At 60.9% G+C, this 14,665-nt stretch carries 17 protein-coding genes; 8 read left to right on the top strand and 9 right to left on the bottom strand.

All coding sequences use genetic code 11. The annotated features are described in order from the left end of the window. Positions 1-121: 121 nt before the first annotated feature. The 3 genes from ABLU73_RS10850 to ABLU73_RS10840 all read left to right on the top strand — a co-directional run bounded on the left by ABLU73_RS10850 (position 122) and on the right by ABLU73_RS10840 (position 2,705). Entirely contained in the window at positions 122-601 is a 480-nt protein-coding gene (locus ABLU73_RS10850) for an Lrp/AsnC family transcriptional regulator (protein ID WP_002902405.1), read from the top strand. Between the two features lie 251 nt (positions 602-852). Further along, on the top strand, positions 853-1,467 hold the full coding sequence (locus ABLU73_RS10845) for a YitT family protein (protein ID WP_004176405.1): 615 nt from the start codon (positions 853-855) through the stop codon (positions 1,465-1,467). Between the two features lie 38 nt (positions 1,468-1,505). Beyond that, positions 1,506-2,705, top strand: coding sequence for an amino acid aminotransferase (locus ABLU73_RS10840; protein ID WP_264923504.1), 1,200 nt, complete (start codon positions 1,506-1,508; stop codon positions 2,703-2,705). 28 nt (positions 2,706-2,733) lie between these two features. Here the strand turns inward: ABLU73_RS10840 and ABLU73_RS10835 are convergent, their stop codons facing one another. The 3 genes from ABLU73_RS10835 to ABLU73_RS10825 are packed head-to-tail and all read right to left on the bottom strand — an operon-like array spanning position 2,734 to position 5,220. Then, positions 2,734-3,402, bottom strand: a complete 669-nt coding sequence (locus ABLU73_RS10835; protein ID WP_004203975.1) for a methionine ABC transporter permease — start codon at positions 3,400-3,402, stop codon at positions 2,734-2,736. After that, positions 3,395-4,408, bottom strand: coding sequence for an ATP-binding cassette domain-containing protein (locus ABLU73_RS10830; RefSeq protein ID WP_151628556.1), 1,014 nt, complete (start codon positions 4,406-4,408; stop codon positions 3,395-3,397). Before ABLU73_RS10830 ends, ABLU73_RS10835 begins: the two co-directional genes overlap by 8 nt. Before the next feature lie 8 nt (positions 4,409-4,416). Further along, the gene (locus ABLU73_RS10825) at positions 4,417-5,220 is read right to left on the bottom strand and encodes a MetQ/NlpA family ABC transporter substrate-binding protein (RefSeq protein ID WP_004203972.1); all 804 of its coding nucleotides are present in this window, start codon (positions 5,218-5,220) and stop codon (positions 4,417-4,419) included. Positions 5,221-5,440: 220 nt separating this feature from the next. Between ABLU73_RS10825 and ABLU73_RS10820 the strand changes: the two genes are divergently transcribed. Then, the gene (locus ABLU73_RS10820; protein WP_023318078.1) at positions 5,441-6,616 is read left to right on the top strand and encodes an aminotransferase class I/II-fold pyridoxal phosphate-dependent enzyme; all 1,176 of its coding nucleotides are present in this window, start codon (positions 5,441-5,443) and stop codon (positions 6,614-6,616) included. 19 nt (positions 6,617-6,635) lie between these two features. Here ABLU73_RS10820 and ABLU73_RS10815 read toward each other — a convergent pair whose 3' ends face one another. The 3 genes from ABLU73_RS10815 to ABLU73_RS10805 form a co-directional block, all read right to left on the bottom strand. Next, complete coding sequence (locus ABLU73_RS10815) at positions 6,636-6,995, bottom strand: hypothetical protein (RefSeq protein WP_023318077.1); 360 nt, start codon at positions 6,993-6,995, stop codon at positions 6,636-6,638. Between the two features lie 206 nt (positions 6,996-7,201). Then, positions 7,202-8,113, bottom strand: a complete 912-nt coding sequence (locus tag ABLU73_RS10810) for an NmrA/HSCARG family protein (RefSeq protein WP_264923506.1) — start codon at positions 8,111-8,113, stop codon at positions 7,202-7,204. Beyond that, a complete protein-coding gene (locus tag ABLU73_RS10805) occupies positions 8,113-8,976 on the bottom strand; it encodes an MBL fold metallo-hydrolase (protein ID WP_074377599.1) in 864 nt (287 codons plus the stop codon). Before ABLU73_RS10805 ends, ABLU73_RS10810 begins: the two co-directional genes overlap by 1 nt. An 87-nt stretch (positions 8,977-9,063) precedes the next feature. Between ABLU73_RS10805 and ABLU73_RS10800 the strand changes: the two genes are divergently transcribed. Continuing rightward, the gene (locus ABLU73_RS10800; protein ID WP_264923507.1) at positions 9,064-9,987 is read left to right on the top strand and encodes a LysR family transcriptional regulator; all 924 of its coding nucleotides are present in this window, start codon (positions 9,064-9,066) and stop codon (positions 9,985-9,987) included. A gap of 21 nt (positions 9,988-10,008) precedes the next feature. Here ABLU73_RS10800 and ABLU73_RS10795 read toward each other — a convergent pair whose 3' ends face one another. After that, positions 10,009-10,914: a LysR family transcriptional regulator gene (locus ABLU73_RS10795; protein ID WP_264923508.1), complete on the bottom strand. Its 906-nt coding sequence runs from the start codon at positions 10,912-10,914 to the stop codon at positions 10,009-10,011. Positions 10,915-11,052: 138 nt separating this feature from the next. On the opposite strand from ABLU73_RS10795, the gene ABLU73_RS10790 reads away from it, so the two are divergent. After that, a complete protein-coding gene (locus ABLU73_RS10790) occupies positions 11,053-11,982 on the top strand; it encodes an aromatic alcohol reductase (RefSeq protein ID WP_264923509.1) in 930 nt (309 codons plus the stop codon). A 31-nt stretch (positions 11,983-12,013) separates the two neighbouring features. Continuing rightward, positions 12,014-12,220 (top strand): DUF1471 domain-containing protein, encoded by a 207-nt coding sequence (locus ABLU73_RS10785; RefSeq protein WP_264923510.1) that lies wholly within the window; start codon positions 12,014-12,016, stop codon positions 12,218-12,220. 50 nt (positions 12,221-12,270) lie between these two features. Here ABLU73_RS10785 and ABLU73_RS10780 read toward each other — a convergent pair whose 3' ends face one another. Continuing rightward, positions 12,271-13,149, bottom strand: coding sequence for an AraC family transcriptional regulator (locus tag ABLU73_RS10780; RefSeq protein ID WP_049116259.1), 879 nt, complete (start codon positions 13,147-13,149; stop codon positions 12,271-12,273). A 158-nt stretch (positions 13,150-13,307) separates the two neighbouring features. Here ABLU73_RS10780 and ABLU73_RS10775 point away from each other — a divergent pair, with 158 nt between their 5' ends. After that, positions 13,308-14,063, top strand: a complete 756-nt coding sequence (locus ABLU73_RS10775) for an SDR family oxidoreductase (protein WP_135730130.1) — start codon at positions 13,308-13,310, stop codon at positions 14,061-14,063. A gap of 4 nt (positions 14,064-14,067) precedes the next feature. Here ABLU73_RS10775 and ABLU73_RS10770 read toward each other — a convergent pair whose 3' ends face one another. After that, positions 14,068-14,661, bottom strand: a complete 594-nt coding sequence (locus ABLU73_RS10770) for a TetR/AcrR family transcriptional regulator (RefSeq protein WP_004203957.1) — start codon at positions 14,659-14,661, stop codon at positions 14,068-14,070. Between the last annotated feature and the right edge of the window lie 4 nt (positions 14,662-14,665).

Genomic DNA, 14,665 nt, shown 5'->3' with positions numbered 1-14,665 from the left:
GACTTAATGCATGAACCTGACCCGTTTTGGTGCATCCGCTTTGCCGCCGTCCGCCCAGGCTTCACGCCAGGCAAAAAACTGTTAGGCTGTTAGCCACTTTTACGTTCCGCTAGTGGCCACTATGTACAACATCGACGACTATGATCTGAAAATTCTTACCCTGCTGCAGGCCAATGGCCGTTTAACCAATCAGGAACTGAGCGAGCTTATCGGACTGTCCGCTTCCCAGTGTTCGCGCCGCCGTATCGCCCTTGAACAGGCGCAGCTTATCCTCGGCTACCATGCGCGTCTGGCGCCGGATGCCGCCGGGCAGGAGATGCTTGGCCTGATTGAGGTGCGTCTGCTGAATCACACCCCGCAATGCGTGGAGAGCTTTCATCAGATGCTCAGTGAAGTGGACGCCATTCTGGACGCCTGGAAAACCACCGGCGACGCCGATTATCTGCTGCGGGTAACGGTCCCGGACCTGCCCGGTCTGAGCCATTTGATCAGCCATATTCTGGCGCAAAACAAAGGGGTGGCCCATCTGAAAACTGCCGTTGTGCTCAACCGCCTGAAAGAGAACGGCCAGCTGATGCCGGGCACGACCCCGCTGCGCTGAACCGGGGCACAGTGCCCTGCGCTGGTGCAGACGCGGGGCCAGACAATGCGCGACAAGCGGCAAATTCGCACAATTCACGCATTAGGAAACCATAAAACGCACGACCCGTGCAATTTTCTCTTCCTGTCAGAACAACAGGTTAGGCTAAACCACGGCTATTTTTTCCGCAAACGATCGCCCGGGCACGCTCCTCTGGTGCGATTTTTGCAAACAAGAGCTTATCCTTGTTAACGAAAAGATAGTGCTTATTTATGGATAACGTCCTTTCCCCTGAAAAACTGACTCACACCTGGCTGGAGGATGCCCTGGCGCTGCTGTTCGGCACGCTAATGATCTCCTTTGGCATTATCCTGTTTCGTCAGGCCGGTGCCCTGACCGGCGGGACGGCAGGCATGGCCTTTCTGATCCACTACGCCACCCACCTGCCGTTCGGCGTGGTTTTCTTCGCCATTAATCTGCCCTTCTACTGGCTCTCCGTCCGGCGGATGGGCGCCGCCTTCACGCTGAAAACCTTCTGCGCGGTCGGACTGGTGTCGCTGTTCTCCGACCTGCACGGCTACTTTATCCATGTCGATCGCCTGAACCCCTATTACGCCACCCTCTTCGGCAACATCATGGTCGGTATCGGCTTTGTGGTGCTGTTCCGCCATAAAGCGAGCCTCGGCGGCGTCAATATTCTGGCCCTCTATCTGCAGGATAAAAGCGGCATCCGCGCTGGTAAATTCCAGATGGTAGTGGACGCCTGCATCGTCACCGCCTCGCTGTGGGTGGTTAGCCTGCCGATGCTGCTGGTCTCTGTCCTCGGCGCCGTGATTTTGAATTCGATTATCGCCATGAACCACCGCCCCGGACGCTATGCGGTGTAATGGCTTCACCTTTAACGGTCATTTCAGGAGTAACCACTGTGTTCCAGAACGTCGACGCCTACGCGGGCGATCCTATCCTGTCGCTGATGGAAGCCTTTCAACAGGATCCCCGGGCAGACAAAGTTAACCTCAGCATCGGGCTGTACTATAACGAGCAGGCCATCATCCCTCAGCTGGAGGCGGTCCGCCAGGCCGCTGACCGGCTACAGAGCCAGTTGCAAAAGGCCAGCCTCTATCTGCCGATGGAGGGACTGGCGCCCTATCGCCGCGCGGTCCAGACGCTGCTGTTTGGCGAACATCATCCGGCGTTGCGTACCGGACGCATCGCCACCATCCAGACGCTGGGCGGCTCCGGCGCGCTGAAGGTGGGCGCGGATTTTCTCAAGCGCTACTTCCCCGACTCCGCGGTCTGGGTCAGCGATCCGACCTGGGAGAACCATGTGGCCATCTTTGCCGGGGCAGGCTTCGAGGTGCATACCTATCCCTGGTTCGACAGCGCCACCCACGGGGTCAATTTCCCCGCCATGCTTGCCGCCCTCCAGCAGCTCCCGCCGCGCAGCATCGTGCTGCTCCATCCTTGCTGTCATAATCCGACGGGGGCCGATCTCACCCCCGAGCAGTGGGATCGGGTGATTGAGGTGTTGATCGCCCGGGAGCTGATCCCGTTCCTCGATATTGCCTACCAGGGCTTTGGCCGTGGGCTGGATGAAGATGCCTATGCCATCCGCGCCATCGCCAGCGCCGGGCTGACGGCGCTGGTCAGCAACTCGTTCTCGAAGATTTTTTCGCTGTACGGCGAGCGCGTCGGCGGCCTGTCGGTGGTCTGTGACAATGCCGATGCCGCCGGGCGCGTGCTGGGCCAGTTGAAAGCCACCGTGCGCCGCAACTACTCCAGCCCGCCGGGGTTTGGCGCCCAGGTGGTGTCGCAGGTGCTCAATGATCCCGAGCTGAATGCCCTGTGGCAGGAAGAAGTGGAGGCCATGCGCACCCGCATCAGTACCATGCGCGTCGCGCTGGTGAAGGCCCTGCAGGCAGCCCTGCCGGTGGGGGATTTTTCCTATCTGCTGACCCAGCGCGGCATGTTCAGTTACACCGGCTTTAGCGCCGATCAGGTAGACGTTCTGCGTGAAGAGCACGGCATCTATCTGATCGCCAGCGGCCGCGTCTGCGTGGCCGGGCTCAACCACGGCAATATTGCACGGGTAGCCAGCGCCTTCGCCGCGGTCTGCGCACGCTAGCCGGGGCAACCCCGGCGCGGATTAGCGGTTATTCGCGACGCAGCCGGCGAGCCAGGCGGGTACCCAGCGTCTGAATAAGCTGGACAATAACAATCAGCACCAGGGCGGTGGTGAGGGTGGCAAAGGCGTCGAAACGCTGATAGCCGTAGGTGATCGCCAGATCGCCGATCCCGCCGCCGCCCACCGTTCCCGCCATGGCGGTCGCGCCAAGCAGACCGATGGTCGCGGTGGTAAGAGCCAGAATCAGCGACGCCGCCGCCTCCGGCAGCATAAAGTGCCAGACGGTCTGCAGAGGGGTAGCGCCCATGGCGTCTGCGGCCTCAAGGATCCCCTCATCCACCTCCAGCAGCGAGCTCTCCACCAGCCGGGCAATATAGGGGGCGACAAAAACGATCAGCGGCACGATGGCCCCCGCGGTGCCGATAGTCGTGCCCACCAGCAGCCTGGTGAAGGGCAGGATCACAATCAGCAAAATGATAAACGGCAGCGAGCGCAGCACGTTAATCAGCGGATTCAGCGCCTGATGCACCACCGGGTTGGCCACGATGCCGCCGGGACGGCAAACCACCAGCACAATTCCCAGCGGGACGCCGATCAGCGCGCCAAAGCCCAGTGAGATGGCGACCATAATCAGGGTATCATGCAGCGCCAGCAGAAACTGCTCGCCGGTAATCGCGGTATCAATCAGATCAAACATGGGTGATTTTCACTCCTGCGTCGGCCAGATGGGTGATAGCGCCTTCGGTTTCGTCAGGCTCGCCGAGGAGTTGCACAATCATAAATCCCAGTATCCGGCCCTGAACTTCGGACATGCTGGCAAACAGGATATTCACCTCGACAGCATACTCGCGGATCAGGTGGTTAATGATCGGCTGCCGGGCCGTCGCGCCGATAAATTCGAGGCGTAAAGCCCGGGCGCCGTTATCGCGCTGCAGGAGCGACGCCACCCTCTGCGGCAGGCGATCGTGCACCACCGACTGCACGAAACTGGCGGTGACCGGATGCTGCGGCTGGGCAAAGAGATCGAACACCGTCCCCTGCTCAACAATGCGCCCGGCCTGCATCACCGCCACCTTGTGACAGATTTTCTGGATCACTGACATTTCATGAGTAATCAGCACAATGGTGATGCCATAGCGGCGATTAATCTCCTGCAGCAGCAGTAAGATCTGTACCGTGGTGTGGGGGTCGAGCGCCGAGGTGGCTTCATCGCACAGCAGCACCGACGGGTTGGTGGCCAGCGCCCGGGCGATACCGACCCGCTGCTTTTGCCCTCCCGACAGCTCATTAGGGTAGCTGTGCATTTTGTCGCTCAGGTCGACAAACGCCAGCAGCTCCGCAACCCGCGCCTGGATAAAGGCCTTGTCGCGGCCCTGCAAAATAAGCGGGATAGCGATGTTATGAAATACCGTTTTCGAATTCAGCAGATTAAAATTCTGAAAGATCATGCCGATATCTTTTTTGATCGCCTGCAGTCGCTGGCCGCTGCAGTCCTGTAGCGGCTCACCATTCAACACCACCTCGCCCTCGCCCGGCGTTTCCAGCCGATTAATCAGCCGCAATAAGGTGCTTTTTCCTGCGCCGCTGTAGCCAATAATGCCGAAAATATCGCCCCGGTCGATACTGAGATTAATATCCTGCAGGGCCAGAACCGGGTGCCCTTTTCTGGAAAAGGTTTTACTGACATGGCGAAATTCTATCATCGCGTTATTCATTTTAAATAATCAGGCAGCAGGTAACCATCATACTGCGGATGGCTGAGAATATATTTTTTGAAATCGGCAGAGTGATAGCCGTCGATAATATCTTTGGCAAACTGCGCCTTCTGATTTTTACCGGCAACGGTCACGACGTTAATAAAATGGCTGGTGGCGGCCTCCAGCTTTAATGCTGAGGTGAGCGCCATGCCGCTGGAGACGGCGAAATTGCCCTGAATCAGGCCATAGTCGACGTCCGGCAGCGCGCGAACCTGCTGGGCATTGTCCATCTCCTTAAGCACGATTTTATAGGGGTTAGCAACGATATTGCGCTGGGAAAAGGTGGCGGGATCGCTGTCCGGTTTAATCTTCACCCAGCCCAGACTTTCCAGCACCAGCACCGCGCGATATTCGTTCGACGGCTGGTTTGGCACCGACACCACCGTGCCGGCTGCCGGGGTGCCCAGGGTGGTCAGTTTACCGCCATACAGGCCCATCGGCGGTGTGGGTACCTGCACAATGCCCACGTTATCGGTCCCCAGCCGCTCATTGATCGCTTTCAGGTATACCGGATGCTGCATAATATTCGCTTCGATATCGCCGCGGGCTACCGCGTCATTGACCTGAATACCGTCGCTAAAATCTTTATATTCGATTTTATACCCTTTACTCAATAAATAGGGGGCGACCCCTTTTTCAAATTGCTCTTTATACGGCCCGGGATTGAAGCCGATACGAATAATTTGATCTGCGGTGGCGTAAAAAGAGGTAGCGGATAACAGGGCAAGCGTCATCCCGAGCGCAACTGACTTGTTCATAAGGTATTTTCCTGGAAGGTTGGCGATATTGAGCGATTAAATCACAGCCGCAAGAGGGTTGTAAGCCAGAACGCCGGATTTCCTTTTGCTTATTCCTCATAACCTTTTGCCATCCTGACATATCCTAAAAATAATCATCCTTTGCAGATATTGTTATTTAGCCAGGCGCCATAAATCCCTTAAAGATGGCAGATTATTGATGACGTAAACCTGGAAAATTATGCCTGATTTTGCTGCTTCACCGCTGGTGGACGCCCTGGAAGAGAATCTGTTCAGCCTGCTGGAAAACCTGGCCGCGGAGGTCAACACCGACATGCTGCCGTTGATCGACCTCTCCAGCGGCAGTCCGGATCAACCCACCCCGCCGGAAGTGATTGACGCGCTGCAGAGCGCCATTCATCGTCGTGAAAACCATGGCTACCCCTCATTCTGGGGCAAGCCGCAGGTCCGCGAAGCGATCGCCCATTTTTATCGTCGCCAGTATGATGTGGAATTCGATCCGCACAGCGAAGTCGCGGTATTTCAGGGCTCGCATATCGGTATTGGCGGCATCCCGCGGGCGCTGCTCCGTCCCGGGCAATACCTCATCTCCACCGATCCCTGCTATCCCATTTATCGCTCAGCGGCGCTGCAGTCCCAGGCGACGTTTTATGGCCTGCCGCTCAGGGCTGAGAACCATTTCCTGCCGGATTTTAACGACCTCCCCCGGGAGGTGGCTGACAAGGCCGGGCTGGTGGTGCTTAACTATCCGCATAACCCCACCGGCGCCCTCGCCACGCCGGCGCTGTTCGCCAGCGCCCTGCAGTTTGCCCACCGTCACCAGGTGCCGATCCTGCACGATTTTGCCTATGCGGCCATCGGCAGCGCGGCCAGTGACGCGCCGCTGAGCCTTTTCTCTCAGCCCGGCGCGAAGGCGTGGGGAGTGGAAACCTACACCTTCTCCAAGACCTTTAATATGGCCGGCTGGCGCTTCGGCTTCGCGGTCGGCAACGCCTCGATTATTCGGGCATTTAAAAAGCTGCACACCCACAGCTACAGCACGGTGTTTGGCGCGATTCAGGATGCGGCGATCGCCGCGCTCAGCCTGCCGGCAGAACGGATTGCGCAGCTGACGGAGGCGTATCATCAGCGCCGGGAGTGGGTTCTGCGTCGACTGGCCGCGCTGCGCTGGCCGGTTCGTACCGCACAAGGCACGTTCTTCCTCTGGCTGAGCGTGCCGCCCGGGTACCGTTCACAAGAGTTTGCCCGCCTGCTGCTGCAGGAGGCGCATATTCTGGTGGCGCCAGGCACTGGTTTTGGCGAAGGGGGCGAAGGGTTTATCCGCATCAGTCTGACGGCTGGGGACGACGCGCTGAGCAACGCGCTGGACCGTCTCGCCCGGCTGGCGCTGTTTTAGCGCCCGCCTCGCAGAGTCGTTACACCTTCAGGTAGCCCGCCATGCGTTGAATACGCGCGGCGGAATAGTCATAGCAGGCGCTGGCGGGTTTACCCAGTACGCGATATTTGGCGCCATTGTAAAAGGCGGTCTTATTCTCCTCTTCCAGAAAGCGCCGGGAGACGGTGTCGCTGAAAATACGGTCGCCATCCGACTGCGGCTGATAGCGGCTGGATTTGACGCTCTCCCACGCCACGCCGATCGGCTTATGGTCATAGCCGGTCATACAGAACAGCCGGTTGGAGGCCAGCAGATCGGCCTCGATGGTTTTAAATTCCGCCGCCGTAGCGGCGCAGGTCATGCTTAACAGGCAGGCCGAAGCCCATCGGTAAATTGTCATTATTCAGGCGATCCCAGAGTGTTTCCTCCATTGTAAGCGGCTGAAAATTCCGGATGTTCGCTTTTACCTATCGTTGTGCGTGAAAACCGCTTAAAATTTCCCACTCGGACTCCTCGTGAGTTGTCTTAACGACCTGTAGGCCCTCCCTGCGCAGGTCGTCACGCCGGGCCAAACACCGAGACGCCGGCGCAGAGGAGGTATCGCCTTTAACGATTAAACGCCCAGCTGGCCCCGCTGGTCAGCGCCCGCTCAAAGGCGGGACGGCCGGGGCCCGCCAGCCAGCCGGCGAAGGTGTGCAGCTGCGGATGCAGCTGGCGCAGGGCGTCGAGGTCGGCATGGCCCGCCAGCCGCCCGTCGTCTACCAGCCCGGTCAGCTTGTGCAGAAATGGGCTGGCGGCCAGCACCTCGTCGGAAAATCGCGAATAGGGGATCGGCCGTTCCGCCGCCGCGGAAAATAACGCCTCCAGCTGGCGACCGGTCACGCTGTCGCTGGCGATCTCGAACGTCTTGCCGGCAAACCGCGCCGGCGCGGCAAAAATCGCCGCGACTAGATGGCCGATATCCTCCACCGCCAGCACCTGCATCCTCCCCTCGGGCAGCATAAAAAAGTGAAAATGACCTTCATCAAGGCCAAAACCGGGCATCACCAACAGCTCCATAAAGGTGGCGGGACGCACGATGGTCGCCGCCAGCGGCAGGCGGCGGATATGCCGTTCAATTTCCGCTTTGGTGTCATAATGCGCTACGCCGGTGGGCGTCTCCCCCGCCGCGCTGCCGGAGCTGTACACCAGATGCTTCACCCCGCACTCGACGGCGAGGTCGGCGATGGTTATCCCGTAGCGTACCTCCTGCTCATCGGTCACCGTCCCTCCCGGCGAACTGGGCTGGACGCTGAAGACGCCGTCGACCCCGGCCATCGCCGCCCGCATTGCCGCCCGGTCTTCAAAGGTACCCACCACCAGCTCGGCTCCCCGCGCCGCCAGCGCGACGGCCCCGGCGGAGAAAGGATCCCTGACCAGCGCCCGAACCCGCCAGCCGCGGTGCAGCAGCGCCCGCGCCACCGAGCCGCCCTGCTGACCGGTGGCGCCAAAAACCAACACGCTTTGCGTATTATTCATCACTGTTTCCCCTTATCTGCAGCTTGTTGCCCGGCCTCTCGCCAGCGATAGTCACCTTGCTTATCCTCCTCCAGCCAGCCGCAGGAAGACCCGGCAAAATGCCCGGTGAACCATTGAGCATGATGGCTGGCTCCCCACGCCATCATCTCCCGTCGGGAGGCTTCCGCCTGCCGGGGATCGCCGCAGAACGCCGAGTTCCAGTGCGGATGGGTAAACTGGCGCGGGGAATGAAGAAGATCGCCGGAGAAACAGGCGTAATCATCTCCGGCGGCGAGGATCAGCGCGGCATGGTCCGGACTGTGGCCGGGGGTGGGCACAAAGGCGATCCGCCCGCCGACCCGCGGCCGGGCCGCCACATCGACGGTTTCCAGCAGGCCGGCTTCGATCACCGGCAGCAGGCTGTCGAGCCACAGCGCCCGGTAGCGTTCGCTGTTTTTCACCCGCGTCAGCTCTTTTGCCGAGCACAGGTAGCGGGCGTTGGGGAACAGCGGCACCCAGCGATCGTCCTGCCAGACGGTATTCCATCCGACATGGTCGGTATGCAGGTGGGTCAGTAGCACCAGGGTCACGTCCTCCGGGTTCACTCCCGCGGCGCGGAGATTCTCCAGATACGGCGTGTTAAGTTGATGATAGAGCGGATTGCCGCCGCGCTCCCGACCGTTGCCGGTGGCGGTATCGATAACAATCAGATCGTGGGGAGTCTGTACCACCCAGCTGTGGATCGACAGCGCGATTGGCTGATTATCGGCGTCCGCCTCCGTCGCAGGGAACGCTGCGGGATAGAGCGCCGCCGGCTGCAGGCTAATCTCGCGCTCCGGAACTTTGAATATCAGGCTGTCGCCTGTCTGGTAAGCTTGCATCACTCCCTCCGCGCGCATTGCGCTGGTTGATTTATCGGGGTGATATTCACTATGCTGCCGGGATAACCCACATTCAAATTGATTATCATAATGAAGAAAATCATTGAAAATGATTTTAGTCGTATCGATCTGAATCTGTTGACGGTCTTGATGGTGCTGTACCGCGAAGCCAGCGTCACCCGCACCGCAGAGGCGCTGCATCTTGGCCAGCCGGCCATCAGCGGGGCGCTGAAACGGCTGCGCGAGATGTTTGACGATCCACTGTTCGTGCGCAGCGCCAGAGGCATGCTGCCGACGCCGCGGGCGCAAGCGCTGATGACCGAGCTGCAGCCGCTGATGGAACACCTGCATTCGGCAATGTTTGGCGCCGGGGAGTTTTCCCCCGCCAGCGCCCAGCAGCTTTTCCGCGTCGGCCTCAGCGACTGGAGCGAACACTGGCTGATGCCCCAGCTGTTACCCGGACTGATGCAGGAGGCGCCCGGGGTGTCGCTCCAGACACTAGCCGCCGACCCCTTCCAGGTACGCCAGCTGTTGGAGGAGGATCGCATTGATGTCGCGGTATCCCTCAACAAACAGAGCCGCGGGGAGATCGTCAGTGAACCGGTGATGAGCATGGGGGTGACCACTCTCTGGTCGCCGCAGCAGATCCCCTGCCGCGGGCCGTTGTCGGTGGGCGATTTCGTCGCCTGGGAACATGTGATGGTGGCCTATCGCGAAACCGGCCACGGGGAAATAGACCGCCAGCTCGCCAGTCAGGGACTCGCGCGGCGCGTGCGCTTTGCCACGCAGAATTTCTCCACCTTTCCCCTGCTGCTGACCACCCTGCCGCTCTTCGCCACCGTCCCCCAGGGTCTGGCGCAGCGCTGGCAGGCGCAGTATGCCCTGCGCACGGACGCCCCGCCGGTGGCCTACCCGGAATTTACCCTGTGTATACTGCGTCACAAACGCCGGGCTCAGGATCCGGCGCTGAACTGGCTGATAGCGAGGATAAAACAGGCCATGCGCGGACCATAGCGGGAGCGAATACCACCGACATCAGGCCTCGCTGAGCGGGGGTTGCAGAACACGTCTGCTCCAGTCATAAAATGCGCGTACCGCCGGCGGCAGATAGCGGTTTTGCGGATAGACCAGCGACAGGAGAAGATCAGAAGCGGCCTGCTCCAGACAGGCGACCAGCGCGCCGCTCTGCAGATAAGGTTGCGCCAGATAGCTGGCGACGCGGATCAGGCCCAGTCCCTGAACGCCGGCCTGGATATAGGCATCGGTATCGTCGACCACCAGCGTCTCCTGCATGCGGATCGCGCAATCGCCGTCATCGAGGGAGAAAAGCCAGTCGATGGTCCGCCCGGTACGGTGGTTCAGGTAGCCCACCGCCCGGTGCTGGTGCAGATCGTCGATGCTCTGCGGCCGGCCGTGGGCCGCGAGCCAGGCCGGCGAGGCGAGGACCATCCAGCGGTAGCGGGCCAGAGGACGCGCCACCAGGGTGGTGGAATCTTCGATTTGTCCGCTACGGATCACGCAGTCGAATCCCTCCTGGATAATATCTTCCACGTTGTCGCTTGAGCAGAGGATCATCTCCAGGTCAGGATACTGCTGCAGAAACTCGCCGATCCTTGGCAATACGCAGTGCCGGGCAAGAGATTGCGGCATCCCCACCTTGAACCGCCCGGCGGGCTGGGCCGAGCGGCCGGGAAAGGAGGCTTCCATCGCCGCCATCTCGGCCAGCAGCCGTTTACACTCCGCGTAATACCGGCGTCCCTCGGCCGTCACGCTGAGCTTGCGGGTGGTGCGCTGAAGAAGCTGCGCCCCCAGCCAGGCTTCCAGCTCCTTCACTACCCGCGACACCGTTGAGCGCGGCTGCCCCAGCACCTCCGCCGCCCGGGCGAAGCTGTGGGCATCCACAACCGCAACATACAACTGCATGGCATCCAGTCTGTCCATTTCGTTCTCCACTGGCGGTTATTATCCCATTAAGACGAACAGTCTAACCCGAAATCCTGTTCTTATCTAATGATGCCCACCCCCCTACACTGAGCCTGTAGCCAGTCAATACAAGGCTTAACTGAGTAAGGAGTTAAAATGAAATCTGATAATCTTAACCACGAGGAAAAGGCATTGGTGCTGGGAGCGGGACAACTGGGCGCCGCCGTACTGGATGCGCTGGTACCTGCGGTGATCCAGCGCCAGGGCGCGGTCTCGGTTATCGTCTCGCCGGCGGCCTGGGATGAAGCCGGCCAGCTGCGGTCGGCAAACCACCGGGCGCTGGCCGACGCCGGGGCCACCTTTCTCGCCGTCGACATTGCCGGTAGCGACATGGAGACGCTGGCCGATCAGTTTCGCGGATTCACCACCGTGATTAACTGCATGGGGTTTGTCGCCGGTCCGGGGACGCAGCTAAAAATTACCCGCGCGGTGCTGGCCGCCGGAGTGCCCCGCTATTTTCCCTGGCAGTTTGGCGTCAATTACGATGTGGTCGGCAAAGGCAGCGGCCAGCCGGTGTGGGACGAGCAGTATGATGTCCGGACCCTGCTGCGCGCGCAGCAGGCCACGGAGTGGGTCATTGTCTCCACCGGCATGTTTACCAGCTTTCTCTTCGAGCCAGACTTCGATGTGGTGAATTTATCCACCCGAACCGTTCACGCCCTTGGCGGCTGGGACACCCAGGTGACCGTCACCTCGCCGGCGGATATTGGCCGCCTGACCACCGCGATTTATCTGCATCAGCCGCGGATCGTCAACGAGGTGGTGTTTGTTGCCGGCGAAACGACCTCTTATCGCCAGCTGGCGGAAACCGTGGAGCGCGTGACGCAGCAGACGTTCAGCAAAGCCGTTCACACGCTGCCCGCCCTGCTGGACCAGCTGCGGACGGACCCGGATAACGCCATGCTGCGCTATCGCGCTTCCTTCGCCCGGGGGGATGGCGTGTGGTGGCCGATGGGCGACACCTGGAATGCCCGCCACCATCTGCCGACCCAGGACATTGCCGGCTGGCTGCAGGCCGCGCGCTGATTTTCTCTCACAGGACAGAATGAAAATGAAGATGAAAAAGTTAATTCCACTGATCGTATTGAGTTGTCTGCTGCCGCTGGCGGTCAACGCCAGAACCATCACCGTCACCGGCCATACCCTGGACAACGCGGAGAGCAAAATTCGCCAGCAGGCCGCCCGCGAGGGCGCAACCGCCTATCGGATCATTGAGGCGCGAATGGGCAACAAAGTGCATATTACGGCGACACTCGACAACTGAACCACCGCTACCCGGCTCAGGGAGGAGCCGCCGCCATCCCGCGCGCCAGGTCAGGCGCTCATTTTTTCCCGTCGGCGATCGCGGCCCGGCGGCGCACCGTACAGGCGAGCATATTCCCGGGTGAACTGGGACACGCTGATATAGCCCACCTCGCCGGCCGCCTGGGCAATGCTCATCCCTTCCGCCAGCATCAGGCGGCGGGCGTGGATCAGGCGCAACTGCTTCTGAAACTGCAGCGGCGACAAGGTGGTCATGGCGCGGAAATGACGGTGAAAGACAGAGACGCTCATCCCGGCGGCGTCGGCCAGCGCGTCGACGCTGACTGGCTGCATAAAATCCCGGCGCAGCATCGCCACCGCCCGGCGGATCCGCGCCGAATGGCTGTCTACAGCGCCCAGTGCCCGGATGGCTGGCCCGTGAACGCTCTGCAACAGCCAGTAATGTAGCTCCCGCCGCAGCCCTTCGCCTAACACCGCCAGCGCCCCCGGTTGATCAAACAGCCTTGCCAGCCGATAAGCGGCGTCCGTCACGTCAGCATTCATCGGTTCGATACCGACGCGGGGCGCCTCATCCGGACCAGATGGGCCGGCCTCCTGCAGCTCGCGCAGGATAGCCAGGTCCAGCTCCAGCACCAGCGCGTAATAGGGAAAGCGCTGACTGGCCTCGGTGATCTGGCTGGTGGTGGGAACATCCGCGGCGATCACCATCGCCTCCCCCGGACCGTAGTCAAAGCTTGCCAGGCCGGTGGTCACGCTTTTGCGCCCCTGCAGCAGCATGGCCACCAACGGCCTGGCGATGGCCGCCTGCAGATCGCCGGGGTGCAGGGCCCGCACCAGGGTGATGCCGGGAACCGGGGTGACCGCCACCCCGCTGCTATCGACATGAGCATCGGCATACCGGCGGCAGAGAGCGAAGAGTTCGTCGCGCATAAGATCCTTTCAGGCAAGTTTTAAAGCCTGAGTATGCGCTATTTCCCGCCAGAGGGGAGTGTATGGAGAGGAATGGGCAAAAAATAACAAGGATTGGGCAACCCGGTCTGGTAGGCACCCCCTATTGTAAGGACTCCACACACCAGAGAGGATCGAACATGACTAAGATTGCACTTATCACCGGCGCCAACCGCGGCCTTGGCCGTCAGACCGCACTGGATATCGCCCGCCAGGGTGGGGACGTTATCGTCACCTACCGCGGCAATATTGAACAGGCGGAAGCGGTGGTGGCCGACATTCACGCTCTCGGCCGCAAGGCCATCACCCTGCCGCTGGATATGGCGCAGACCACCCGCTTTCCGACTTTCGCCGACAGCCTGAGCGCTGCGCTGGCCAGCGTCTGGGGACGGGACACCTTCGATCATCTGATCAATAACGCGGGACACGGCGAATTTGCCCCGCTGGCCGAAACGCGCGAGGCGCAGTTCGACGGGCTGTTTAACGTCCACGTCAAGGGGGTGTTTTTCCTCGTTCAAACCCTGCTGCCGCTGCTGGCTGACGGTGGACGGATCGTTAACTTCTCTTCCGGACTGACTCGCGTCTCATATCCTGGCTTCTCCGCCTACGCTGCGGCCAAAGCGGCCGTGGAGATGCTGAGCGTGTACATGGCCCGCGAGCTGGGCGGGCGCGGCATCACCGTCAATACCATCGCCCCCGGGGCTATCGCCACCGATTTTGGCGGCGGGCTGGTGCGGGACGACGCGGGGGTTAACGCGCAGTTTGCCGCGATGACGGCGCTGGGACGGGTTGGCGTTCCCGAGGATATTGGGCCGATGATCGCCAGCCTGCTGCGTGACGATAACCGCTGGGTAACCGCCCAGCGGATCGAAGTCTCGGGCGGACAGACTATCTGACCACTCAGGCCGGCAGGATACGCTCCAGCGCCACGCCTGCCAGCCGCACGGTCTCCAGAAGACGCGGGAGGCTATCCCCCTCCCGCGCTTTCGCCGACAGACCAAGCATCAGCGTATCCATATAGTCAGTCACCCGCAGCGCATCCTGCGGGTGATGGCGGGCGATATACTGCTGGATTTTGGCCCTCGCCGCAGCATGCCATTCGCCTGCCGCCACCCGAGCGTCGGCATCCTGACAATGTCCCCCCTCCAGCACCAGGCAGCCGGCGGCGGCCGGATCGGCTACATAGCGTCGAGCCGCCTCCTGCAGCACGGCGATGAGCGACGCCGCCACCGGCTGGTCGTCCTGCAACAGCGTCTCTATGGGGATGGCCCCGGTCTGGCTGTAGCGCTGCAGGACGCGGGTATACAGGCCGAGCTTGCTGCCGAAAGCGGCATAAAAGCTTGGGGGGTTGATGCCGAAAGCCTGGGTCAGATCGGCCACGCTCACCGCGTCGTAGCCTCGCGCGTGAAAGAGGCGCTGAGCCGTTTCAATAGCCTGTTCCGCATTGAACTGACGGGGGCGCCCCGGGGTACGCCCTTGTTTTGTAGTGGTCACTATA

The organism is Klebsiella sp. GG_Kp175 (assembly GCF_040062325.1).
Classification (GTDB): domain Bacteria; phylum Pseudomonadota; class Gammaproteobacteria; order Enterobacterales; family Enterobacteriaceae; genus Klebsiella; species Klebsiella quasipneumoniae.
This window is presented reverse-complemented; position numbering and strand designations above follow the sequence as displayed.

Coding starts and splice junctions, on each gene's coding strand:
- ABLU73_RS10850 (WP_002902405.1), top strand. CDS start 122: ATGTACAACATCGACGACTATGATCTGAAAATTCTTACCCTGCTGCAG.
- ABLU73_RS10845 (WP_004176405.1), top strand. CDS start 853: ATGGATAACGTCCTTTCCCCTGAAAAACTGACTCACACCTGGCTGGAG.
- ABLU73_RS10835 (WP_004203975.1), bottom strand. CDS start 3,402: ATGTTTGATCTGATTGATACCGCGATTACCGGCGAGCAGTTTCTGCTG.
- ABLU73_RS10830 (WP_151628556.1), bottom strand. CDS start 4,408: ATGATAGAATTTCGCCATGTCAGTAAAACCTTTTCCAGAAAAGGGCAC.
- ABLU73_RS10825 (WP_004203972.1), bottom strand. CDS start 5,220: ATGAACAAGTCAGTTGCGCTCGGGATGACGCTTGCCCTGTTATCCGCT.
- ABLU73_RS10820 (WP_023318078.1), top strand. CDS start 5,441: ATGCCTGATTTTGCTGCTTCACCGCTGGTGGACGCCCTGGAAGAGAAT.
- ABLU73_RS10815 (WP_023318077.1), bottom strand. CDS start 6,995: ATGACAATTTACCGATGGGCTTCGGCCTGCCTGTTAAGCATGACCTGC.
- ABLU73_RS10810 (WP_264923506.1), bottom strand. CDS start 8,113: ATGAATAATACGCAAAGCGTGTTGGTTTTTGGCGCCACCGGTCAGCAG.
- ABLU73_RS10800 (WP_264923507.1), top strand. CDS start 9,064: ATGAAGAAAATCATTGAAAATGATTTTAGTCGTATCGATCTGAATCTG.
- ABLU73_RS10795 (WP_264923508.1), bottom strand. CDS start 10,914: ATGGACAGACTGGATGCCATGCAGTTGTATGTTGCGGTTGTGGATGCC.
- ABLU73_RS10790 (WP_264923509.1), top strand. CDS start 11,053: ATGAAATCTGATAATCTTAACCACGAGGAAAAGGCATTGGTGCTGGGA.
- ABLU73_RS10785 (WP_264923510.1), top strand. CDS start 12,014: ATGAAAAAGTTAATTCCACTGATCGTATTGAGTTGTCTGCTGCCGCTG.
- ABLU73_RS10780 (WP_049116259.1), bottom strand. CDS start 13,149: ATGCGCGACGAACTCTTCGCTCTCTGCCGCCGGTATGCCGATGCTCAT.
- ABLU73_RS10775 (WP_135730130.1), top strand. CDS start 13,308: ATGACTAAGATTGCACTTATCACCGGCGCCAACCGCGGCCTTGGCCGT.